Genomic DNA, 22,031 nt, shown 5'->3' on the forward strand with positions numbered 1-22,031 from the left:
AGTGTCAGCATGACCAGCGCTTCTGATCACACCACCCCGCCCGTCGCCGGCGACTCGATCGTGGACCCTCACGCCTCGTGCCTGAATGATCACCCGGCCCAGGACGCGCTGACCGAGCTGCGGAGCATGCGCGGAACGATCGACAACATCGACGCCGCGCTGGTGCACCTGCTGGCCGAGCGCTTCAAGGCCACCCAGCGCGTGGGCGTTTTGAAGGCCAGGAACAACTTTCCGCCGGCGGACCCCGAGCGGGAGAAGGCCCAGATCCAGCGGTTGCGCGCGCTCGCCGAGGCCGCCCATCTGGACCCCGAGTTCGCGGAGAAGTTCCTCAACTTCATCATCAGCGAGGTCATTCGCCACCACGAGGCGATCTCCGAAGATCACCAGCGCGCCGACGCATCGTGAGCGCTCTGAACACTTCTGTAACGGCCCCGGACCCCGCCGCCACGGCCGTGACCGCCACAGTCACCGCGCCACTGCGCGGGTCCGACATGGTGGAAACGATGACCGTGATTCGCGGCGAACTGGGGTCACCGCACCTGTCCGCGCTGCCCGTCCTGGGTGAGCGCGGACCCCACACGGAGCCCCTGGCCCGGACAGCGGCCATGTTGGACTCCCTGTACGCGGACCGGCAGCCACATGGTTGGCGCATCACGTCCGTACCGGGCAAGGACTCCCGCGCGGCCCACCAAGTGCTCCACAGTGATCTCAACATCATGGCGGATGTGATCGGTCATGAATCCGACAGCGATCACGGCCCCGTGCTCATCTCGATCGTCGGCCCGGTCAGCCTGGCCGCCGGTGTGCACGTGCACAACGGCGAGAAATTGCAGTCCGATCAGGGCGCGCGACGCGAGCTTCTCCAGTCCTGGTGTGCGGGCGTGAGCGCGTTCATCGGTGACATGGCCCGCAACACGGAAGGCCGCGGCGTCGTCGTGCACGTGGCCGAAAGCGACCTGCAGCGAGTGCTGGAGGGCACGATCCCCACCGCGAGCGGCTACCGCACGCTGCGTGCGATCAGTTCGCAGGAGGTGCGTCATGCGCTGACCGACGCCGTGGCTGCGTGCCGTCACGCCGGTGCGATCGAGGTCGCACTCGGCACGGGCCGCGCCCAGCCCGGCTGGGCCCGTGACGTCGGCGCCGACGCCGCCGTGGTCGTTCCGCCGACGAGTTCGGTCCACGAGTGGGAGCCATTGGTGGCCCTCGTGGAGACGGGTCTGACATTGTGGCTTCCCATGGTGCCCGTCACCGGGCGAGCCACTGTCGGGGAGATCGCGAACGTCGTGACGCGGCCGTGGCGTGAGGTGGGGATGGCCCCGGAAACGCTGCTGGGCTCGCGTGTGCTGCCCGTCGCGGAACTGGAACGGCTGACTCCGCCGCATCTCCCGGGCGTGTTACGCCGATGCACGGATGTGGCGGGCGCGCTGACAGAAGCCGCCAACGACGGTTGAGCGGCACCAAGGACGTAGACTTCTCGGCAGAGAAGGTCAACGGTCAGCAAGCTCGACCACGGTAGGAAGTTGAGGGCTCACGCAGCACATGAAGGCACGGATTTTGGTAGTCGACGACGACGCCGCGTTGGCCGAGATGATCGGCATTGTGTTGTCCTCGGAAGATTTCGAGCCCGTCTTCTGTTACGACGGTTCCGCCGCGGAGGAAACATTCAGGTCCGTTGCCCCGGATCTCGTGCTGTTGGACCTCATGCTGCCCGGAATGGATGGTATCCAGGTGTGCCAGACCATTCGCGAGACCTCGGACATCCCCATTGTGATGCTCACGGCCAAGTCCGACACCGCCGACGTGGTGCGGGGCCTGGAAGCCGGCGCCGACGACTACGTCCCCAAGCCCTTCAAACCCGCTGAACTGGTGGCCCGGGTCAAAGCCCGGTTGCGCCCCATTGAACGCGGTGCAACCCAGGAGATCACCCTGGGCGATGTGGTCATCGACGTGACCGGTCACTCGGTGACCCGGGAGGGCGAACAGATTTCCCTGACGCCTCTGGAATTCGACCTGCTGACCACCCTGGCGAAATCGCCCAATCAGGTGTTCAGTCGCGACGAACTCTTGCGTGATGTCTGGGGCTACCCGCACGCCGCGGACAACCGTCTGGTCAACGTGCATGTGCAGCGCTTGCGCTCCAAGGTCGAACGAGATCCGGAGAACCCCGAACTCGTTCTGACCGTTCGCGGTATCGGCTACAAGGCCGGGGGCCATTCACATCGATGACGGTCGACAGCCGCGAGCGGAGTGCGACCCGATTCAATCCCAGGTGGATCCGTAGAGTTCGTCTGGGACGCAGGGTTCTGTCCCGGCGGTGGCATCAGTCCCTGCAGTTCCGCGCCATCCTGGTGGCGCTCACACTGACCTTGTGCGCGTTCTTCGCCACGGGCAGCTTCATGTCCCATCAAATCGCGGACCGGTTGTTCTCCGACCGACTCAATCAGGTGCTGGCCGAGGCCCATACCGACATCGCGGACGTCCAGGCCAGTTTCGACGCCTCGGACGCGTCGGACCGCACCGAGGTCCAAGCTCTCATCGACTCCACCATGGGCGCCCTCAGCATGGACTCGGAGGAGACCGGTCGGCACTGGATCCTGATTCCCCTTGATCGCGGTGCCGGTCAGTCCTTCGTGGGGGTGCAGACCCAGAGCCCGTGGATGACCTCCGCGTCCGTGCCGCAGCAGCTCCAGCAACGCGTGGCCGAAGGGGACGGAACGTACTGGCAACCCGCTTCGGTGCGCATGGCGGAAGGCGGCGCCGAACAACCCGTCATCGTGATTGGCGACGTGGTCCAGCTCAATCAGAATGCCCGCTACGGCTTGTTCTTCGTCTACGATTTCGCGGACCCGCAAATCACTCTCAACTCCATTCACGCGGTCCTGCTGCTGTCCATGCTGGCGTTGTTGCTGCTGGTGGGGACCATCGTGTGGTATGTGACCCGTGAAGTGGTGCGCCCGGTTTCCAGCACGGCGAGGGTCTCCCAACAACTGTCGGAGGGTGATCTGGACGTGCGCATGGAGGTACGCGGTTCCAACGAAGTAGCCCGGTTGAGCCGCTCCTTCAACCGTATGGCGGACAACTTGCAGGAACAGATCACCCAGCTCGAACAGCTGTCCACGATGCAGCAGACCTTCGTCTCCGACGTCTCCCATGAGCTGCGCACGCCGCTGACCACCGTGAAGATGGCGGCGGAAGTGCTTTACAACGCGCGGGAGGAGTTCGACCCCGTCAATCGGCGGTCCGCCGAACTGCTGCACCATCAGGTGGATCGCTTCGACTCGATGCTCTCGGACCTATTGGAGATCTCGCGTTTTGATGCCGGGGCCGCAACGTTGGACATCGCTTCCACGGATATTTTCTCCGTGATCTACGACGTGGTGGAGGCCGCCGGACCCCTGGTGCTCAAGTGTGGTTCCACGCTCACCGTGCGTTCCCAGCTGACCCGCTGCGTGGCCCAAATGGATCAGCGGCGCATCGACCGGATCATCCGCAACTTGGTGTCCAACGCGCTGGAACACGGCGAGGGCAAACCCGTGGAGATCTACGTGGCCTCCAACGCGAACGCCGTGGCCGTGGCGGTGCGGGACTACGGAATCGGCATGGCGGAAGAACAAACGGCCAAGGTCTTCAACCGGTTCTGGCGCGCGGATCCCGCCCGCGCGCGCACCGTGGGGGGTACCGGCCTGGGGCTGTCGATCGCGCTGGAGGACACCCGCCTGCACCGCGGCCAGTTGGACGTGTGGGCCCGCCCGGGCGAGGGCGCCTGTTTCCGGTTGACGCTGCCTCTGGTCCGCACCCAACCGCTGGACCCGGAACTGCCGAATCCGCTGCCGATGCCGCCCGCGCCCGTGCTGGCCGACTCCACGGCCCACGTGACCGATACGGGCTCCTTGGCCCTCACGGCACAGGTGGACCCGTACGCGGCCGGCACCGGTTCCCATGCCCTCCAGCTCGGCGAGTCGGCCGTTACCGCGACCCCGGGAGCCTCGGAGACCCCGGCGGGCTCCACGGCAGCGGGCGACCAGCCAGGAACGGAGGGCCCATGACACGCGAACCGAGCAACCAACCACCGCGGCGGCGTCGGCATTGGGCGGCGGCCTGCGCACTGGCAGTGACACTGGCCCTGACCAGCTGCGGGGCCATGCCCCGCTCGGGCCCCGTGCACAAGGTGGTGGAACCCACGACCGAGGCGGAAGAACAACCCGCACGGTATTCACCGGCCGCCCCCCAGACGGGCGCGAGCGCGCAAGAGATCGTGGAAGGCTTCCTCGCGGCCGGGGTGGGCGCTCAGGACGACTATGCCGTGGCACGTCAGTATCTGACACCCCAGCTGGCCAACACCTGGAAGCCGGACACCCGGGTGCTGGTCCACAAGGGCGAACCCAGCACGGTCCCGCGCCTCAACGACGGTCAGTACCGCACCACCCTGGAAGTCGGCGCCGAGCGTTCCGCCCACGGTGTGCTGGAGCAACAGCCGGAAGGTACGACCCGCGTACTGGATTTCACCCTCACCTCCGTGGACGGGCAGTGGCGTATTTCCGAGGCTCCGGACGGCGTGATCGTACCTTTCGACGACTTCCCCGAGATCTTCAAGGCCTACACGCTGTATTTCTTCGACGACGACTACGGCCGTCTGGTTCCGGATCCCCGTTGGTTCGCGGAACGTTCCACGGTGCCCACCGCTGTGGTGCGGGAATTACTTGCGGGCCCCGCTGCCCACCTGGACGGTGCGGTGACCTCGGCGCTTCCCGGGGGCGCCACCCTGGCGCGCTCGGCGGTACCCGTGTCCGACGGGACCGCCTCCGTGGACCTCAATTTGGCGGAGTTCGACCCCGCGGACGTGGACCGGGGCAGGCGCATGGAGCAGCAGCTCGAGGCGTCCCTGCAAGGCGTACCCGCCGTGGACACCGTGGAACTCAGCATCAATGGCGCCCCGGTGGAGACCTCCGGCAGCGACCGGGACGAACCGGTGCGTGAGGTCACCGTGCCCAATCGGCAGATCGGGGTGTCGCACAATCAGCTGGCGTTCTACCAGGGCGGACAAACCGAACTCATCAATGACGTTCCGCTGGCAGGGAATGCGCAGATCGTCCGCCCCGGGATGGACCAGGCCATGGAGCATTTTGGCTGGGTCGACGGCGCCGCCGGCGGCCTGTTCACAGCGGCCCCAGGAGAATCACCGGTGCAGCGGTGGTCCGGTGAGGATCTGACGCGGCCCAGTTTCGACATCCAGGGCTGGGTGTGGGGCTCCGGCGCGGACGGGGTGGTTCATGCCGCCCGGGCGGATACGAATGACGACGCCATCACGGTGGCGTCCGCGTGGCTCGCCGACGATCGTGTCGCCGGTCTGCGAATCTCCCGCGAGGGGAACCGGGCACTCATCGTCACCACCGACGAGGGGCAAGAACGTTCCAACGTGTGGCTGAGTGGCATCGTGCGCGACGAGTCGGGCCGCCCCACGGAGCTGAAACAGGGCAACCTGGTCGCCGCGGACGTGAATGTGGACACGGTGCAGTGGATCAGCACTACCGAATTCGTCACCACGGCGCTCGGGGGCAACGACAACTTACAACCCCGCAAGTACAGTGTGTCCGGCACCAACGATGCGCTCCCGTCACTGGTGGGTGTCACGTCACTGGCCGGGGGCAACGGCCCCACCGCGATTTACGGCGCTGCGGACGGCAACCTCTACTTGCTCACGGGAAGTTCCTGGGCTCAGCAGAGCGACAATGTCACCGACACAGCCTTCGCAGGGTGAAAGCGACGGCGCCGGCCCGACGACGATCGACTTCGGGAGGCGCGCTCGCGCGGTAATGCGCGGCGGGCGCACGGCGGGATCACTGCACAGCCCACGGCCGCTCGAGCCCGGTCGGCGCCATCGCTGCACACCGTGCGTCCGGGCCACGGCCGCCACCGCAACCGCGGTTGGCTGGGCGCATGTCGAAAATATCTGCCCGAGCCATGGACCGAGCCGGGACGGCCGTCTGGACGTGGGCCGCGGCGGCGTCGGAAGTGCTGCTGCCCGTCAGCTGCGCCGTGTGTGAGGAACCGGGTGCTGTGCTGTGCCGCGGTTGTCGTCTGTTGCTGCGCCGATCCACGGTGCACCCGGGAGAAGTCCCCGCCCCGCGCGGGCTGACCGCAGCGGACGCCCGCGTGTGGGCGGCCGGCCCGTACGAGCACGAACTGGCCTCGTGCGTGCTGTCGTTCAAGAACGGCGGACGCACCGACCTCGCACCGGTTCTCGGTACCGTCCTGACCGGGGTTCTGCTCCGCGCCGCACAACACGTAGCACCTGCCGGGTTACCGGTGCTGTGGGTGCCGGTCCCCACCTCGACACGAGCCAGATGGAAACGCTGGTTGGACCCGGTCCACGAGATCCTGGCCCGGGCCTCGCTCCCGCCCGCGACCCGGATCCACAGAGGGCTGGAACACCGCCACAGGTCACGACTCGGGGCAACTTCCCAGAAAACCCTGGACGTTGCTCAGCGGGCGCGCGCCATCACGGGCAGCATGCGTGCATCCGGTGTTCAAGGCGAAACGTGTGTGGTGGTGGATGACGTCATGACCACCGGAGCTACCGCAGCGGAGGCCGTCTCGGTGCTTCGACAGGCGGGTGCCCATGTGCCCGGAATTGCGGTTCTGGCAACCGTCAGGGCCGGGTGTTCACCCGGGGCTGATTCCACCACGGCCGGATCGCATGTCAGTGAATTTCCCCACGGTTTGAACTAACGTTGGGTTACGGGAACGGAATACATGTATCCCGTGTGGGAGCAGCACTATCCCGCGTCATCCTCAAGATTTGGAGGGTCTCATGGAACTGAACGTCCAAGGACGAAACGTTGCGGTGCCGGAGCGATTCAAAGAATACGCGGAGAAGAAGAGTGAGCGTTTTGCGCAGCTCGGTGACAAAGTGCAGACCATCGAGGTCAAGGTCACCAAGGACAACGGAGTATCGGGGCATCAGGGAATTCGTGTGGAGATCACGGTCATCGGCCGGGGTCCCGTGGTGCGCGCCGAAGCCCGCAGCGACGACAAGTTCGCCGCTTTCGACGAGGCCTACGCCAAGCTGATCGAACAGCTGCGCAGGGCCCGTGACCGCCGCAAGATTCACCGCGGGGGGCATCAGCGCCCCGTCGCCGTGCACGAAGCGACCGGTTCCCTGCCGGTCCTTCCGGGCGAGGGAATTCCGGCCCCGGCCAGCGAGGAGGATCTCTCCGCCGCCGAGGACGAAGCCTTCAGCGGAGAATACCCGCTGAGTGACACCCCCACCCCGGTAGAAATTCGCCGCAAGCGTTTCCCCGCTGACGAGCTCAGCGTGGACGAGGCCGTGGACCAAATGGAACTGGTCGGACACGACTTCTTCCTGTTCGTGGACAAGGAGACCCAGGAGCCCTCAGCGGTATACCGCCGCAAGGGCTGGGAGTACGGCGTGATCAGCCTCAGCAAGGACGGTACGGCCGCGGAAGAACAAGCCCGCGCCTACCAGCCCCAGGCCAGCGTCTGAGTAGTTCAGTAGGATCGGGCGGTTTTTCCGCACCCACCGGGCCCCGCGGCTTTCGGCGCGGGGCCCGGTGCTGTGCCGCACCACCCCGAACTCACTCAGGCGGACTCACGTACACTGATCGGCGGTGCACCACCGTCCACAACTGAGGAGCGAACACACGTGGCGTCATTCCTGGAAAAAGTCCTTCGGACCGGGGATAAGCAGGTCCTGAAGCGACTGAGGTCCTACACGGACGCCGTGAACAGCCTCGAAGAAAGCTTCAAGGCGCTCAGCGACGCGGAGCTTCGCGCCGAAACGGACACGTTCAAGGCGCGCATCGATGACGGGGAATCCCTGGACCGGTTGCTGCCGGAAGCCTTCGCGGCGGTACGCGAAGCGGCATCGCGAACCCTGGGGCAACGGCACTACGACGTTCAGCTCATGGGTGGCGCGGCGCTGCACCTGGGCAACATTGCCGAAATGAAGACCGGTGAGGGCAAGACACTCGTCGCCACGGCTCCCGCCTACCTGAATGCCCTGAGCGGCAAGGGCGTGCACGTGGTGACGGTCAATGACTACCTGGCCGAGTACCAGGCGAACCTCATGGGCCGCGTCTACCGCTTCCTGGGACTGGAAACCGGCGTGATTCTCGCCGGGCAGGACCCGGCCACCCGGCGCGAGCAGTACGCGGCGGACATCACGTATGGCACCAACAACGAATTCGGGTTCGACTATCTGCGCGACAACATGGCGTGGAGTGCGGACGAGCTGGTCCAGCGCGGACACAACTACACCATTGTGGACGAGGTGGACTCGATCCTCATCGATGAGGCCCGTACTCCGCTCATCATTTCCGGGCCGGCCTCCGGTGAAGCCAATCGGTGGTACAAAGAGTTCGCCAAGGTGGTCACCACTCTCAAGGCGGACACCGACTACGAGGTCGACGAGAAAAAACGCACCGTGGGAGTCCTCGAACCCGGGATCGAGCAGGTCGAGGACTACCTGGGGATCGACAATCTCTACGAATCCCAGAACACCCCGCTGATCGGTTTCCTCAACAATGCGATCAAGGCCAAGGAATTGTTCCACGTGAACAAGGACTACATCGTGGCCCAGGGTGAGGTGCGCATCGTGGACGAGCACACCGGCCGTGTGCTGGCCGGGCGCCGTTACAACGAGGGCATCCACCAGGCCATTGAGGCCAAAGAGGGCGTGGAGATCAAGGCCGAGAACCAGACCATGGCCACCATTACATTGCAGAACTACTTCCGCCTCTACGACAAACTGTCCGGGATGACCGGTACGGCCCAGACCGAGGCGGCCGAGTTCATGAACACCTATGAAATCGGTGTGGTGCCGATCCCGCCCAACAAGGCAATGGCCCGCATCGACCAGCGCGATCTGGTGTACAAGAACGAGGCCACCAAGTACGCGGCCGTGGTGCGGGACATCGAAGAGCGTCATGCCTCGGGTCAGCCCGTGCTCGTGGGCACGGCCTCCGTGGAGAAGTCCGAATACCTGTCCAAGCTGCTGGCCAAGCGCGGTCTACGCCACGAGGTACTCAACGCCAAGAACCACGCTCGTGAGGCCGCGATCGTTGCCCAGGCAGGACGTAAGGGTTCGGTGACGGTGGCCACCAACATGGCCGGACGCGGCACCGACATCATGCTGGGCGGTAACGCGGAATTCGATGCCGTGGAGGCCATGGAGCAGAAGGGCCTGGACCCGGAGCGTGATGCCGAGAAGTACGAGGCCGAGTGGCCCGGCGTCCTCGAGCAATACGAAGTGGCCACCAAGGCCGAACACGAAGAGGTCATCGAGCTGGGCGGCCTGTACGTGCTGGGTACCGAACGACACGAGTCCCGCCGCATCGACGATCAGCTGCGGGGCCGCTCCGGACGCCAGGGCGACCCGGGCGAATCCCGCTTCTACTTATCGTTGGCGGATGATCTCATGCGCCTGTTCAACCCGGCCGTTGCCCAGCGACTCATGGCCGTGGCACCGGATGACGTTCCGGTCACGGGCCGCATGATCACCTCGGGGATCGCCAACGCGCAGAACCAGGTGGAGGGCCGCAACGCCGAACAGCGCAAGAACGTGCTCAAGTACGACGACGTGCTCAACCGGCAGCGTGAAGTGGTCTACCGCGACCGCCGCCGGATCCTCATGGGCGATGACATCGCCGAACAGATCCAGCAGTTCATCGCCGAAGTCATCACCACGGCGATCGAGGATCGCACCCGCGTGGGACACTCCGAGGACTGGGACCTGGACGGTTTGTGGGAAGCACTGCGTGAGATTTACCCCATAACGTTGACTCAGCAGGAGATCATCGACGAGGCCGGCGGGCGGCCGCGGCTGAACGCGGACTTCCTCACGGAACAAATCCTCTCCGACGCGAAACTGGTGTACCAGGAACGCGAGGACGAACTGGGCTCAGAGGCCATGCGCAACTTGGAACGTCGCGTGCTGCTGTCGGTCATCGGCAGCCGGTGGCCCGAGCACCTGTACGAAATGGATTACTTGAAGGAGGGCATCGGGCTGCGCGCCATGGCCCAGCGTGACCCGCTGGTCGAGTACCAGCGCGAGGGCCACGCTATGTTCAAGGGCTTGATGGACACGATCCGTGAGGAAACCGTGGTCACCATGTACCACTTGGAAGTCCGCCGCCAACGCACTGGTCCGGACGGCGGCGCCGTGGAACTGGCCAAACCGCAGCGGCCCGCTTTCTTGCAGTACTCGGCCCCCAACGAGGACGGCGAGCCGATGGCCCGTCTCGAATCCAAGGACAATCACCAGGCGCCCGTGGGTGAGGGTGCGCCGGCCGCGGATGAGGCGGACGCGGAGGAGAAGTCACCCGGCGCCGCCGAAAACCGCGCACAGCGGCGCAAGCGCAAGGGCGGCAGCTCCAAGAAGGGATCGCGTAAGTAAGCGGTTTCCGATAACGTCACGGGAACGGTCGGTGCACATGGTGTGTACCGCCCGTTCCCGTGCGTGAGATTCATCCGACCTCCAGGTGCACCACGCGCCACTGGCGGTTGATGCGCTCGATCCGCACGGCCACGGCTCGTGCCCGCACCGATTCCTCAATGACCAGGGAGGCTTCGTAGCACTCGGGTGCCGGGGAACACACCCTGATCCTGCGCACTCGCGGCGCGCGGTGAACCTCGAAGAGCGAGGCACGATCGCGATACTGCTCCTGCACCAGACGGAGCATGGCGGCGCGCTCTTCGAAACGTTCCACAACGTCCGGGGTGGTCCAGCGGGCCAACTGTGTGGCGGGACGCGTGCCGCCCAGGATCTCCACGGCGGCCTGCCCGATGCTACGAGCTATGGCCGTAACGCGTTCCAGTTCGTTCTTGTGGGTCGACCCGGCCCGGGTCCGGTCCGCTCGCCAGGTATAACCGCCCGAGGGAGGCTGGGGAGCAGATACTGATGCGGTGGTGCTCATGATGTGGCTCCTTCGGTGGGTACTGCGCCGGGTGTGGTGTGAAGTAGCTGGGGCGGGACCCGTAACTGGTCTCCGGGGCGGATCAGGTTTCCGCCGTTCTGCAGGTCGTTGTGCTCCAGCCACGTGGTTGTTTGCGCTGCGATCTGAGCGGACGTGGCGTCCGGCCCCAAGAATTGGGCCGTGAGGTCCCACACGGTATCTCCATGGATGACGGTCACCCTCGAGTCAACCACTCGGGCAGGGGACGGTAGTTGTTCGCACACTTCCGGGGAGGCCACCGCCGCGGACGGGTGGCCCGGCGCGACATCGGGCGGCGCCGGCGCCGCGGGCGACGGCTGCGTCTCGGCGTGTGCGGGCTCCAACGGAGGATCCGTCGGGTCAGGAGCCCCGGTCTCCAACGGCGCGGTGGCGGAATGTTCCGAGGGAGCACCGTGGGCACCCGGTTGCTGCGGCTCCGCCCGACTGATGCCGGATTCGGAACGTGGCCAGAAGGGATCGATCGGTTCGCTCGCGTGCGCCGTCGAGACGGCCACCAGCTGGATTCCGAGCACCGCGCCCACCGTGCGCGCCATCAGCTGGGGCGTCAAACGAGTGGCGTACCGTTCCACGCCATGCCACCGGAGAGCACGGGCTCCGGCGGTGCACGCCACCATCAGAAGACCGGTGAACCACCAGGCCGCCAACACCACGCCGACCAGGGCGGCCGCGAGGGCGACCGCGAGATCAGCGTCCAGGGGTGACTCGCCCAGCTCGGTCCGGTCCAGGAGGGACCACCCCAGAGCGATGAGGGCGGCCGACAGCAACGGGATGACCCACACGGTGAGCGCTAACTCGACCCCGTGAGCCGGGGCCCCATTCCCGGCAACTTGAGCGTGTTTCATCGTATTTGACCCTTATGATGTTATTTGATGGCGTTTAGTAATGATTAGATCATTCAGGGTCGCGTGGCGGGCGTCAAGCATGGATGTAAGCGCATAGGACTCCGAGCGTCATATCCCGCGGCCCCCGCCCGTGATGTACTGATGCCATGCAATGGCCACCATCGGTGACTGTCGTAACGGGAGGCACAGGGGGACGACGTGCGCTGGGATGAACTGTTCGCGGACATGGAAGCGCAGCTGGCGCAGGCGGAACAACGCAGTGTGGAACGTGAAGCCGCGGAAACCGCCAGGGCAGAGCTATCCCGGCTGACGCTGGCGGAGCGCCTGTCGGCTCACCGGAATCACACCGTGCGGTTGTTGCCGGCCCACGGTGACGTGCTCGAGGGAGAGCTGACGGACATCGGCGCGGGGTGGGCAGTGATTCGGGAACGTTATTTCCAGCACCTCGTGCCCTTGCATTCCGTGGTGTGGTGGGAGGGCCTCCACCGCCGCTTCGAGATCGACTCACAGCGCGCTGTCCTGCGGAAATTAGGGATGGGGCATGTGCTCCGGGCCTTGGCGGCATCGAGAACTCATGTCCGCGTCCTGCTCCTGGACCCGACGTCCCGCGGAGACATTGACGGCACGCTGGATGCGGTGGGTCAGGACTTTTTCGACGTTGCGCTGCACCCGGACGATCAATTTCGACGCCGCCACGCAGTCATGGCCGTGCGCACGGTACTTTTCGGGTCGGTAGCGCTGATCTCCTCACCGGATACCGCTTGATCCGAACTCGGTTCAGCCGAGGGATCCTTCGCGCACAGCCTGCTCGGTGCGTTCGTACCCCTTCTGGATGTATTCCTCCAGTTTCCGGGTTTCCACTCGCCATTGACCTCGGCCGCCCACCTGAATGGCCGGCAGTTCTCCCGTACGCACCATGGCGCGGGCCTGCGCCACTGAGATCGACAGGATCTCGGAGACATCCGACAGCGTGAGAAATCGCTGCTCTGCCATGGAAGGGTTCGCCTCATCTCGCGTCTTTTGATGCACTTTGGTAGCTTCCAGTGTCCCACGGATTGGCGCGCGGTGTCGGGTTATGCACAAGAAATGGCCAATGCCCGCGGAACGAGGACGGCCAGATGTCCACATGTTGCGGGCCCTGATTTCCTCCGGGACGGTTCACGGTGCACACTCGTGACAGATTCGGTGGGGGCCGAATCGACCTCGGGGGAAGGGAAAAGTAGATGTCCAGCGATGCTCGCAGCGACACAGCAACGGCACAACGGTTCAAGAAACCGACATGGCGCGATCCCCGGCTGGTGGTCGGACTATTTCTGGTGCTCACATCCATTGCTGCGGTGGTGCTGCTGATTTCCGCCTTGAACCGCACCGAGCCCTATTACGTAGCCGCGCGCGATCTCTCGGTGGGGCAGCGAGTCACCGAGGAAGACCTCCTGCCGGTGGATGTCAGGCTCCAGGACGCTTCCCAGCAGTACCTGGCCGCGGAAAGTGGTCTCAAGGACAACGACGTTCTGGTGCAGCGAGTTCCCAAGGGCCAGTTGGTCCCCACGAGTGCCGTGGGCACCGCTGATGCACTCGATCGCAGCCCCGTGGGTATCGCGCTGGAAACTCCCTTGCCGTCAGGAGCGGCGGCCGGCTCACGCGTGGATGTGTGGGTCGCGGACCAGAAGGCGTCCGGCCGCGGGTACCAGAGTCCCCGCAAATTGGTCCCCGGTGCCGAGATCTCCACGATCGAATCCGACAACTCGGCGCTGGGGAGTTCCACCGGCACCACGGTGCATGTCCTCGCCACGCCGGACCAGGTCGAGCCGTTGGTGGACGCCCTGGGTAACAGCGCCAAGGTCACGCTGGTTCTCAACCCCACGGGTGGTGACTCGTGAGCATTTCCGTCGTGACGCTGGGGACGGGAACGTGGCCGCTGGTCGACCAGATCGAACGTCAGCACGGATCCGTCACCGTGGTGCGCCGATGCCTGGACCTCTCAGAACTCTTGGCCTGCGCTCACACGGGAATGGCCCGAGTGGCCCTCCTCGCCGAGGGCGCCGAGGAACTGACCGCGAGCCTGTTGGAACAACTGTCGCTGAGCTCGGTTCGGGTTCTGGTGCTCGCCGGCCACGATGAAATGCGCTTGGCGGCGCTGGGCGTCACCATTGTTCCCGAGGGGGCTTCGGGCGATCACGTCACCGGCCTGATCGAGCAGGTGGCGGACTCACCGGACCCCGCGCCGTCGTCCCGCGGGCATTCCCACACGGACGATCATCCCCGAGCCGCCACGGCACCCGAGCCCAACCAGGCGACCACCCCGGATACGGACGACACCACCGTGGCAAGCGCCGACCCGAACCCGTTCCCGCACGGTGGCACCGGTCGCATCATCACCGTGTGGGGCCCAATGGGTGCCCCGGGGCGGACCGTCACGGCTCTGAACGTTGCCGCCGAGCTCGCGTTGACGGGGTCCTCTGTGCTGCTGGTCGACGCAGACACCTATGCGGCCTCGGTTGCGGCGAGCTTGGGCATGCTCGAGGAGGCCGCGGGTTTGGCTCAGGCGTGCCGGTTGGCTGACCAGGGGCGCCTGGACGGCGAGGGGTTGCAGCGCTGCGCCACACGAGTATCGGTGGCCGGGGCCACGATGGACGTGCTCACCGGGCTCACCCGCCACGACCGGTGGCCGGAGGTCCGTGCCGCCGCTCTCGAAACCGTGCTGCGCCACGCCCGCAACGCCTATCACGCGGTGGTGGTGGATACGTCTTTCGGCCTGGAGTCGGATGAAGAGATCAGTGTGGACTCGGTGGCGCCTCGGCGTAATGCGGCCACGCTCAGCGCGTGCGCCCTGGCCGATACGGTGATTGCCCTGGGCTCCGCAGACGCCCTGGGGATTCCACGGTTGGTCAAGACACTGCCCGATCTCACGGACGCGGCACCCTCGGCGCGGTTGTTGCTGGTGATCAACAAACTGCGGAAGGCGTCGGTGGGGCGCTCCGGCCCGGATTCCGTGGCCGAGGCATGGGCGCGGTTCTCGCCCGGGCACGGCATCGACGCGACCCTCGACTGGGACCCCACCGCGTGTGACGAGGCGCTGCTGGCCGGCGCGGTGCTGGCCGAGTCGGCCACCAAGAGTGATCTGCGGCAACAGATCACGCAGTTGGCCGCTCGCGCGCTGCGCCCCGAGGAAGATGCGGGCGCAGAGCTCTCGTCGCCCGGGCGGGCATCGGGGACTAGGCTTGGACAACGAATGGGCGCGTGGTTGCGCCGGTGATGTCCCCCCTGAAAGTGAGTGACCCGTTGTGGCGTTTACGGACCCCCTTCGTTCCATCGAGGATTTTGACGCCGGTGATGCGGAATGGTTGCACTTGTTGGTGGGGGACTGGCAGCTCGTGGCGGATCTGGGCTTCGCGGACCTGCTGCTGAGTTTCCCCAACCAGGTCATCTCCGCGCAGCACAGTCCCACGGGGGCCGCCATCCCGGCTCCGGGCAGCGATTTCACGGTGCTGGCGCACGCGCGCCCCACCACGGGCCCCACCGCGTTCCACAAAGACATGGTGGGGGAAACCATTTCCCCGCGCGACTCCGCCCCCCTGCGGTCCGCGTGGGTGGACCGGCGCATGGAACGCTTCAAGCTCACCGCCACGGACGGACAGCCCGCGGAATCGATCCTCGTGGTTCCGCTGGTCCGTAATCAACGCACCATTGCGGTGGTCAGTGTGCCCCTCGACTCGCATTTCGGGCACCCGGTGTCGCAAATGGAAACCGTCTACCGGGAAACCGCCCGGGACCTGTTGCGCATGGCCAACGAGGGTACATGGCCGGATTTCGCGGTGCGCAGCGATTCCCGCAGGGGCGCGCCTCGCGTGGGCGACGGCATGATGCGCCTGGACGAGCACGGCCGGGTGGCGTTCTGCTCGCCCAATGGGCTGTCCACGTTCCGCAGACTGGGCCACGAGGGCGATGTGACCGGTGAAAACCTTGTCGCGATTGCGCGCAAACTCGATGTCCGCGGCAACGGGGTGGACGAAACGATAGCCCCCGTGCTCGCGGGAACCATGCCGTGGCGCGGTGAGTTGGAGGCCGGGAACGTGTCCGTGACCCTGCGGGCGATTCCCTTGCGGCAGGGGTCGTCGCGCACCGGGGCCCTGCTGTTGTGCCGGGATGTGACGGAACTACGGCGCAGGGACCTGCAACTGGTGTCCAAGGACGCCACCATTCGCGAGATCCATCATCGGGTGAAGAATAATCTCCAGACGGTGTCCGCACTCCTCCGGCTGCAATCCCGCCGTATGACCTCGGACGAGGCGAAGCACGGACTGCAACAGGCGATGCGCCGCGTGAGCTCCATTGCCCGCGTTCACGAATCGCTGTCCCACGACATCTCGGATGACGTGGATTTCGATGAGTTGATTCGGCACCAGGTGAAACTTGCGGTGGAAATGGCATCGTCCACGCAGACGGTGTTCACCGAGGTGCGCGGCGAGTTCGGTTTATTACCGTCCAAGAGCGCCACGTCCATGGCGCTGGTCGTCAATGAGGTCGCGGCCAATGCCGTACAGCACGGGCTGAAGGATCGAGACGGAACGGTGTCTTTGGTGGTCGATCGGCTGCCCGACGTTGTCAACGATGCGGGGGAAGTGTGCCGGGTCATCGAGGTGACCGTGAGCGATGACGGATGGGGCATGGGGGACACCGTGATCGAAGAGTCGGGTGCGAGTGCTTTCCGTCAGGCCGGTGAAGGTGAGGGGCTGGGCATGCAGATCGTCCGGACCCTCGTGGCCAGTGAACTCAAGGGAAAGATCCGCTGGCAACCGCGCGAGGGTGGGGGGACCAGCGTGGTGATTCAGGCCCAGTTCGTCGTGTGATCCGTGCCGTGCGGCGGTGGCCCGTTGCGGGCGGATCCGAAGGTGCCGGCGCTGACCGGGGTAGCAGAAAGCCCCCGTGACCGCCGAGGATCACGAGGGCTTCATGACAGCTTCCGGGCCGGAGACCTCAGAAGTTACAGAGTCTCAGGACGCGCGACGAGCACGTGCTGCACGGCGCTTGAGGGCGCGGCGCTCGTCTTCGCTCATACCGCCCCATACTCCGGCGTCCTGGCCGGATTCGAGGGCCCACTGCAGGCAGGTGTCCATGACCTCGCACGTGCGGCACACGGCTTTGGCCTCTTCGATCTGCAACAGAGCGGGGCCGGTGTTACCCACGGGGAAAAATAATTCGGGGTCTTTCTCAAGGCATGCTGCGCGACTACGCCAATCCATGATCTGCGGCGACGCTCCTTTCACGAAATCGGGTGTGTACGCGAGTACGGCACCACCATCGAGTGCGGGCTGAGCGCGGCAGGACAGTGTTGAGGGGGCGTACACACAGAAAAGGCCCGTGGTGGCCGGGCCTTGTAAGATGATCTGACCATTACTTTCTCACGTGAACAACTCGTGAACAAGGGTTTGAGCGTTATATCACATCGGAAGTTTTCCCTGATCAATGCGTCGATCATGACCGTGCGTGATGGTCATTAGAATGGGGGTGCCCGCTCACCCTCCAGGAAGGCACAGTCCATGGTCCCCGCCTCTCAGCAGCAGTCTCCAGATCGCCCGTGGCCGGTGTGGTTGATCTGTGCGGTCGTCGGGCTGGAAGCCGTGGCACTGGCCTACGTGGGTGCGCGTTTTGTCATCTCCTTGTTTTCGGACCACGCCGTACCCACGGCAGGCATCGTTTTCGGTGCGGTGGTGATGCTGGGTGCCGCTGTGTGGCTGGGATCCGCGGCGTGGGGCACGGTGAAGGGTTTACGGTGGCCCCGGGCCGCGATCCTGGTGTCGCAGGCCTTCCTGGTGATCGTGGGGATCTCCTTGACCCAGGTGGGTGCCCGGGCCGTCGGCGTCGCCTCCGTGGCCGCCGCAGTCATCACGCTCATTGCGCTGTTCAGCCGGCCCACCGTGGCCTGGATGGGGGAGTCCACGCGCTATCCGTCCGCATGAGCGGTTTGGACATGTTCGGCAGTCCCGCGGTGGATCCAGTAACCACGCCCGGGTGACCCGCCCATCGGCATACCGGACAACGAGGCGCCGAACAAATCTCCGTCGTAGGCTTTCCTGGGCCTGAGCAGCAGCGTGTCTGCTGTGTGGCGCCATGACATGAGCGGCGGAAACAGCGACGGCAGGCCGTCGCTCAGCCGCACCGTCACGATCAGCCGCAGCCCTGTCCGGCCGCCGACGCCGCTCGTTCCGGTCCCCGGTTGCCACAGGGCCCCCAGGCGCTGGACCACTGCGGCGGGCAATACGTCCGCATCGTCAATCAGCACGGTGGTACCCGGTTCCGCCTCGGCGAAGAGGTCATCCACGTCTCCCGGGGCGGCCGGGTGACAACGCGCCGGCGGCGTCTCGTGGAGTTGTCCGGCCACCGACTCCAAGTACGAACTGCGGCCCGAACGAGCAGGCCCCACCACCAACAACGTGGAACCGGGGGGCCAGTCGTGAACGGCCGGAACATGGTCCGTTCCCACGCCGATGAGAAGACCGCGAACGGGTCGCGCCGGTCCGCTCCACCGATCGGGCAGCGGTCGGTAGCGGGGCCAGATACCGGTGTCCGGTTCCGGTCGGGCGGTTCTCGTTGCGCCCTCCTCGCCGCGACCCGATTCCTCGGAGGCATCGCGAGGCCCGGCTGGAAGCTGGACTACCGTGTGAACACCCTGTCCGCGAGAGACCACCGCGGGCGCGCAGCGGTCAGCGGCAGCCCCCTGCAGGACGCCCCGCAACGGAATGGCCTTCACCGCGGGGAGTGTGGGCCAGTGCAACAGGGCCTCGGCGGTCTGATCCGCGGGAAAATACACCCGCGTTCGCGCCGCAGACGAGGCCCGCCCGACCGACAGGGACCGGTCACCGGCGAACACCGCCGCTATCCCGGCACGGGACCCGGAGGCCGCAATCGCCAGGAGATCGTCTTCGACATGGGCCCACGGGCTCGAACGAAGGAGCGTGCAACACCGATCCCAATCCTCGACCAAGAGCACCGCCGGCGGAGCCGGGTCCGTCGTGCCATCCGAACCGGACAGGTACCGCTGCGACCCCGCCGAAAGCCGATCAAGAAGTCCTTTGAGACTCGCGATGTCCGCAGCGTCCGCTGTCCCGTGTAGCAGACCCTGCCGGGACCTCGTGAGGGCAGCGGCCCTGATCGTGGCGGTCGTCGAGATGACATAAACGGCTGGGGTGTCGCGGCCCGGGCCCGCCGAACGCGGACGCACCACCTGCTCCAGCACGGACAACAACGCCGCTGAGGTGTGCTCGGGCCGGCCGATGAGGAACAGTGCGCCGTCCGCCAGGAGGTGCCAGGATGCCCGGCCGGTCCAGTGCTCAGTGGAGTTCTCCGCGGGTCCCAGGTCCACGTGGCCCGGGGCGGTGGGAACCGCAACGGAACATTCCGGGAGCGGAGCGGGCACGGGACTCACCGAGACGTCCTCCGGGGACCTCGTCCCGTCCGGGTCAGGGAGGCACTCCGCGGTCGGCTGGCGTACCCGGTGGGCCCTAGCAATGTCGGCCACCACGCGCTGTACCCCGTTCACCGCGGCATCGGGGGTCTCCGCCGCTCTGCTGGGGTGGCCGGGTTCGTTCCTGCCCACGAGGCGGACGCGGACACCGGTCACAGGGGGCGCGGCGCAACTCGTGAGAATGGCCGTCTGCACTTCCACGGGAGCACCGTGGCCGGAGTCGATGAAAGCCCGCCCCGGAGTCTCGGCAGCAATGGCGGCGGCCAGAGGGCTCCCCACGACGTCTACGGAATCGTGATCCGTCCGGACTCGCAGACAGACTGCCTGGGTGACATTGGCGCGCACGTCAGAAGGGATCGCCCCTTGGGGGCGTTGAGTCGCCAGCACCAGATGGATTCCCAGGGACCGCCCCACGGTCGCGATCTTTGCGAGCTCGTCGCCGGCGGCGGGGAACGCGTCCACGAGCATCTTGACCTCGTCGACCACTATGACGAGCTCCCGGAACACCAGGGGCTCATGGGCCCGCGCTCGGTGCAGAACCCGTCGGAAGTCCGACAGGCCGTGCTCGGACAGGACGCGCTCGCGGCGTCGCAGTTCGGCGCGTAGGAACTCCAGGGCGCGCCGTACGTCCTCCGGCGCCAAATCGGTCAGCAGAGTGCACCGGTGGGGGAGCCCGCTGAGCGGTGCCAACGCGGCCCCGCCCTTGAAATCCACGAACAGGAACTCCACACGTTCCGGCGCGAACCGGCACGCAAGCGACGCCACGAAGGTCCGCAGCACCTCGGACTTGCCGCATCCCGTGGTGCCGGCGATCAGTGCATGAGGATGCTCGTCACCGAGCGAAAGCTCCTCCACCCCGCGGCGAGACAGCCCGACCGCGGCGCTCAGGGACGGCAGGCGAGCGGTCGCGGCCCACACATCGGGGATCTGGTCGGGTTCGGGAAGAATCACATGAGAACCCACGGTATGCGGCAGTCCGGACACGTCGCGCAACGAGGGAACGGTCGCCTGAACCCTCGACCACTGCTGCATGGCGTGCGCGAAGAGGGAGGCCGTCACGCCGTCGGCGCACAGGTTCATACGATCCCGGCCGGCGCTCGCGTCCAGACCGGGGACCGCATCAGGGACATCGCACGCAATGACTGCGGTGCTCTCCCACGTCAGGAGGGCGCCACCCGCGGTGGCATCGGCGCGCTCCCCGGGGACGGACACTACAAGCCGCACGCGTTCCCCGGTCACCGGGATCAGCGCGGCCGTCCGCGCGGAGTAAATTTCCAGCGCCGGGCCGACGACCGAGCGGTGCCGTTGCGGGTCCACCACGTGCAACGTGGGAAGAAGCGGCGCCCGCCATCCCACGGCGGGATCGACAACGAGGTTCTGGAATGCCCCGGGGCCGGTCAACAACTGCACGGCCACGGCGTTGACCACGATCTCTCGGTTCCGGGAGGGCAGCCTCACCTCCAGGTGGTGCACGCGTGACATGTCGATGAGTACGGGCGCAAGGTGGTGCTCCGCGGGCGCGGCCGACGGGCCGTCACCCAGGGTCACGGCGGCGGTCCGCGGACCCTCGCCCAGCCGCACCCACCGCTCGTGTGGAATCGCTGCGGCCCCGAGTGCGGGATGATTCAGTGACGCCCCCGAATCCAACAATCGCAATCGGTTCACCACTTCCGCCGCCGACGGCGCCGCCTGATGACAGCGCGTCAGGTCCCGTTCCAGTGCGGCGGCCACGCGGGCGCGTTCGCGGACCGCGGCCGCTCGACCCACGGCCCAGCTGACCACGGCAACGATGGCTCCCAGGGCGCTGAAGAGCATGAAGAACCACATGCCCGTGACGATGGTGATGACCACACCCAGAACCAGGGGGAGCAGACCCATGATCAGGCCCAGTCGTGCGCCGTGCCCTGTGCCGCGGTGGACCGCGATGACCTCCGACGGGCTGTGCTCCCCGGCTGTCGCCCATCCCCACTGGACGCGGCGCTGCTCGGGTGAGCCTGCGGCGGGTGTGCTCACCTCGAGCCAGGACTCGCCGCAGCGCAAACGGTCACCCTCCCGCAGCGGAACGGAGCCGGGCATGATCCGGATCCCGGTGTGATCCATCACGATTTCCGTGGCGGCCCGCCCGGTCTTCCGTGATGCCAAGGTGGGAACCCCGTCGGTGCTGCTCAGCCACTGGGAGCCCCTGGCCACGGCCAGCACGGTGCCGGAGGCAGCACCGGCGACCACGGTCAACCGGGGCGTGTCATCTCCCCGTGCGTGGATCTGCCCGCGATGAGCATCGCCGCCGAGGACATTCGCGCGTACACCGGTTCCGGTCCCCACCGGGCCGGCCGCACCGGGAGCGAGTTCGCTGAGCGTGATGGCTGCCCCGTCCACCAGGGGTGGTTCGCCGAAGCCTGCGGTGGCCGCATTCGTGCCGTCGATCTCTGCCGCGGCGTGGATTCCCAGGAATTCGCAGATCGCCAGAACCACGCCGGCCCCGGGGGCACCCGGTGCGGCCTCGATGGCCACGCGGTGGTCCTGTTCCTCCGATCCGCCGGCCCACCGCAGATCGACCATGATTTCCATGGGCCCCAGCACAGCATCGCCCACCCGTTGGTTCGGGGCCGGGACGTTCCGGTGTGGAAGCGGGCGGCGGGCCCCGGGCGGCGTCGTTGCTGTGCAGCGCGCAGACCGTGCACCGAGAAAATCTCGGGAAATTACCGGAGGACCGCGGTGGACAGGCCCGGCAGGGGATACCCGCCCGTGAGA

The 22,031-nt window shown here is 66.3% G+C and carries 18 protein-coding genes; 13 read left to right on the forward strand and 5 right to left on the reverse strand.

Features of this window, described 5'->3' with window-relative positions; genetic code table 11:
* The first annotated feature begins 9 nt into the window (after positions 1 to 9).
* The 8 genes from AC3ENJ_RS09495 (at position 10) to secA (ending at position 10,414) form a co-directional block, all read left to right on the forward strand.
* Complete coding sequence (locus tag AC3ENJ_RS09495; protein ID WP_190780060.1) at positions 10 to 405, forward strand: chorismate mutase; 396 nt, start codon at positions 10 to 12, stop codon at positions 403 to 405.
* Positions 402 to 1,451, forward strand: a complete 1,050-nt coding sequence (locus tag AC3ENJ_RS09500; RefSeq protein ID WP_223840818.1) for a hypothetical protein — start codon at positions 402 to 404, stop codon at positions 1,449 to 1,451. Before AC3ENJ_RS09495 ends, AC3ENJ_RS09500 begins: the two co-directional genes overlap by 4 nt.
* 88 nt (positions 1,452 to 1,539) lie before the next feature.
* Positions 1,540 to 2,226 carry an MtrAB system response regulator MtrA gene (mtrA, locus tag AC3ENJ_RS09505; protein ID WP_190780061.1) on the forward strand — a complete coding sequence of 229 codons (687 nt, stop codon included), beginning with the start codon at positions 1,540 to 1,542 and terminating at the stop codon, positions 2,224 to 2,226.
* Entirely contained in the window at positions 2,223 to 4,046 is a 1,824-nt protein-coding gene (gene mtrB, locus AC3ENJ_RS09510) for an MtrAB system histidine kinase MtrB (protein ID WP_431813848.1), read from the forward strand. The genes mtrA and mtrB overlap by 4 nt, the downstream gene beginning before the upstream one ends.
* Positions 4,043 to 5,758 carry an LpqB family beta-propeller domain-containing protein gene (locus tag AC3ENJ_RS09515; protein ID WP_431813849.1) on the forward strand — a complete coding sequence of 572 codons (1,716 nt, stop codon included), beginning with the start codon at positions 4,043 to 4,045 and terminating at the stop codon, positions 5,756 to 5,758. The genes mtrB and AC3ENJ_RS09515 overlap by 4 nt, the downstream gene beginning before the upstream one ends.
* A 179-nt stretch (positions 5,759 to 5,937) precedes the next feature.
* Positions 5,938 to 6,729, forward strand: coding sequence for a ComF family protein (locus tag AC3ENJ_RS09520; RefSeq protein ID WP_431813850.1), 792 nt, complete (start codon positions 5,938 to 5,940; stop codon positions 6,727 to 6,729).
* A gap of 82 nt (positions 6,730 to 6,811) precedes the next feature.
* Positions 6,812 to 7,504: a ribosome hibernation-promoting factor, HPF/YfiA family gene (hpf, locus tag AC3ENJ_RS09525; protein WP_190780063.1), complete on the forward strand. Its 693-nt coding sequence runs from the start codon at positions 6,812 to 6,814 to the stop codon at positions 7,502 to 7,504.
* A gap of 159 nt (positions 7,505 to 7,663) precedes the next feature.
* Positions 7,664 to 10,414, forward strand: a complete 2,751-nt coding sequence (secA, locus tag AC3ENJ_RS09530; protein WP_431813851.1) for a preprotein translocase subunit SecA — start codon at positions 7,664 to 7,666, stop codon at positions 10,412 to 10,414.
* A 70-nt stretch (positions 10,415 to 10,484) separates the two neighbouring features.
* On the opposite strand, the gene AC3ENJ_RS09535 is transcribed toward secA, so the two are convergent.
* Positions 10,485 to 10,934, reverse strand: a complete 450-nt coding sequence (locus AC3ENJ_RS09535) for an Rv3235 family protein (protein WP_431813852.1) — start codon at positions 10,932 to 10,934, stop codon at positions 10,485 to 10,487.
* Positions 10,931 to 11,815, reverse strand: coding sequence for a LysM peptidoglycan-binding domain-containing protein (locus AC3ENJ_RS09540; RefSeq protein WP_431813853.1), 885 nt, complete (start codon positions 11,813 to 11,815; stop codon positions 10,931 to 10,933). The genes AC3ENJ_RS09535 and AC3ENJ_RS09540 overlap by 4 nt, the downstream gene beginning before the upstream one ends.
* Positions 11,816 to 12,013: 198 nt before the next feature.
* Between AC3ENJ_RS09540 and AC3ENJ_RS09545 the strand changes: the two genes are divergently transcribed.
* On the forward strand, positions 12,014 to 12,580 hold the full coding sequence (locus AC3ENJ_RS09545; RefSeq protein WP_431813854.1) for a hypothetical protein: 567 nt from the start codon (positions 12,014 to 12,016) through the stop codon (positions 12,578 to 12,580).
* A gap of 12 nt (positions 12,581 to 12,592) precedes the next feature.
* On the opposite strand, the gene AC3ENJ_RS09550 is transcribed toward AC3ENJ_RS09545, so the two are convergent.
* On the reverse strand, positions 12,593 to 12,808 hold the full coding sequence (locus tag AC3ENJ_RS09550; RefSeq protein ID WP_190780067.1) for a helix-turn-helix domain-containing protein: 216 nt from the start codon (positions 12,806 to 12,808) through the stop codon (positions 12,593 to 12,595).
* A 230-nt stretch (positions 12,809 to 13,038) separates the two neighbouring features.
* On the opposite strand from AC3ENJ_RS09550, the gene AC3ENJ_RS09555 reads away from it, so the two are divergent.
* From AC3ENJ_RS09555 to AC3ENJ_RS09565, 3 genes are read left to right on the forward strand one after another with little or no spacing between them, the layout of a single operon-like run.
* Positions 13,039 to 13,695, forward strand: coding sequence for a CpaB family protein (locus AC3ENJ_RS09555; RefSeq protein WP_190780068.1), 657 nt, complete (start codon positions 13,039 to 13,041; stop codon positions 13,693 to 13,695).
* Positions 13,692 to 15,071: a CpaE/TadZ family protein gene (locus tag AC3ENJ_RS09560; protein ID WP_431813855.1), complete on the forward strand. Its 1,380-nt coding sequence runs from the start codon at positions 13,692 to 13,694 to the stop codon at positions 15,069 to 15,071. Before AC3ENJ_RS09555 ends, AC3ENJ_RS09560 begins: the two co-directional genes overlap by 4 nt.
* 28 nt (positions 15,072 to 15,099) lie before the next feature.
* Positions 15,100 to 16,665 carry a sensor histidine kinase gene (locus tag AC3ENJ_RS09565; RefSeq protein ID WP_431813856.1) on the forward strand — a complete coding sequence of 522 codons (1,566 nt, stop codon included), beginning with the start codon at positions 15,100 to 15,102 and terminating at the stop codon, positions 16,663 to 16,665.
* A 144-nt stretch (positions 16,666 to 16,809) separates the two neighbouring features.
* On the opposite strand, the gene AC3ENJ_RS09570 is transcribed toward AC3ENJ_RS09565, so the two are convergent.
* The gene (locus AC3ENJ_RS09570; protein ID WP_019309413.1) at positions 16,810 to 17,058 is read right to left on the reverse strand and encodes a WhiB family transcriptional regulator; all 249 of its coding nucleotides are present in this window, start codon (positions 17,056 to 17,058) and stop codon (positions 16,810 to 16,812) included.
* A gap of 297 nt (positions 17,059 to 17,355) precedes the next feature.
* Here AC3ENJ_RS09570 and AC3ENJ_RS09575 point away from each other — a divergent pair, with 297 nt between their 5' ends.
* Complete coding sequence (locus AC3ENJ_RS09575) at positions 17,356 to 17,775, forward strand: hypothetical protein (protein ID WP_431813857.1); 420 nt, start codon at positions 17,356 to 17,358, stop codon at positions 17,773 to 17,775.
* Here the strand turns inward: AC3ENJ_RS09575 and AC3ENJ_RS09580 are convergent.
* Complete coding sequence (locus tag AC3ENJ_RS09580) at positions 17,760 to 21,872, reverse strand: FtsK/SpoIIIE domain-containing protein (protein WP_431813858.1); 4,113 nt, start codon at positions 21,870 to 21,872, stop codon at positions 17,760 to 17,762. The genes AC3ENJ_RS09575 and AC3ENJ_RS09580 overlap by 16 nt on opposite strands.
* Positions 21,873 to 22,031 lie beyond the last annotated feature (159 nt).

Source organism: Kocuria sp. cx-455 (assembly GCF_057707085.1).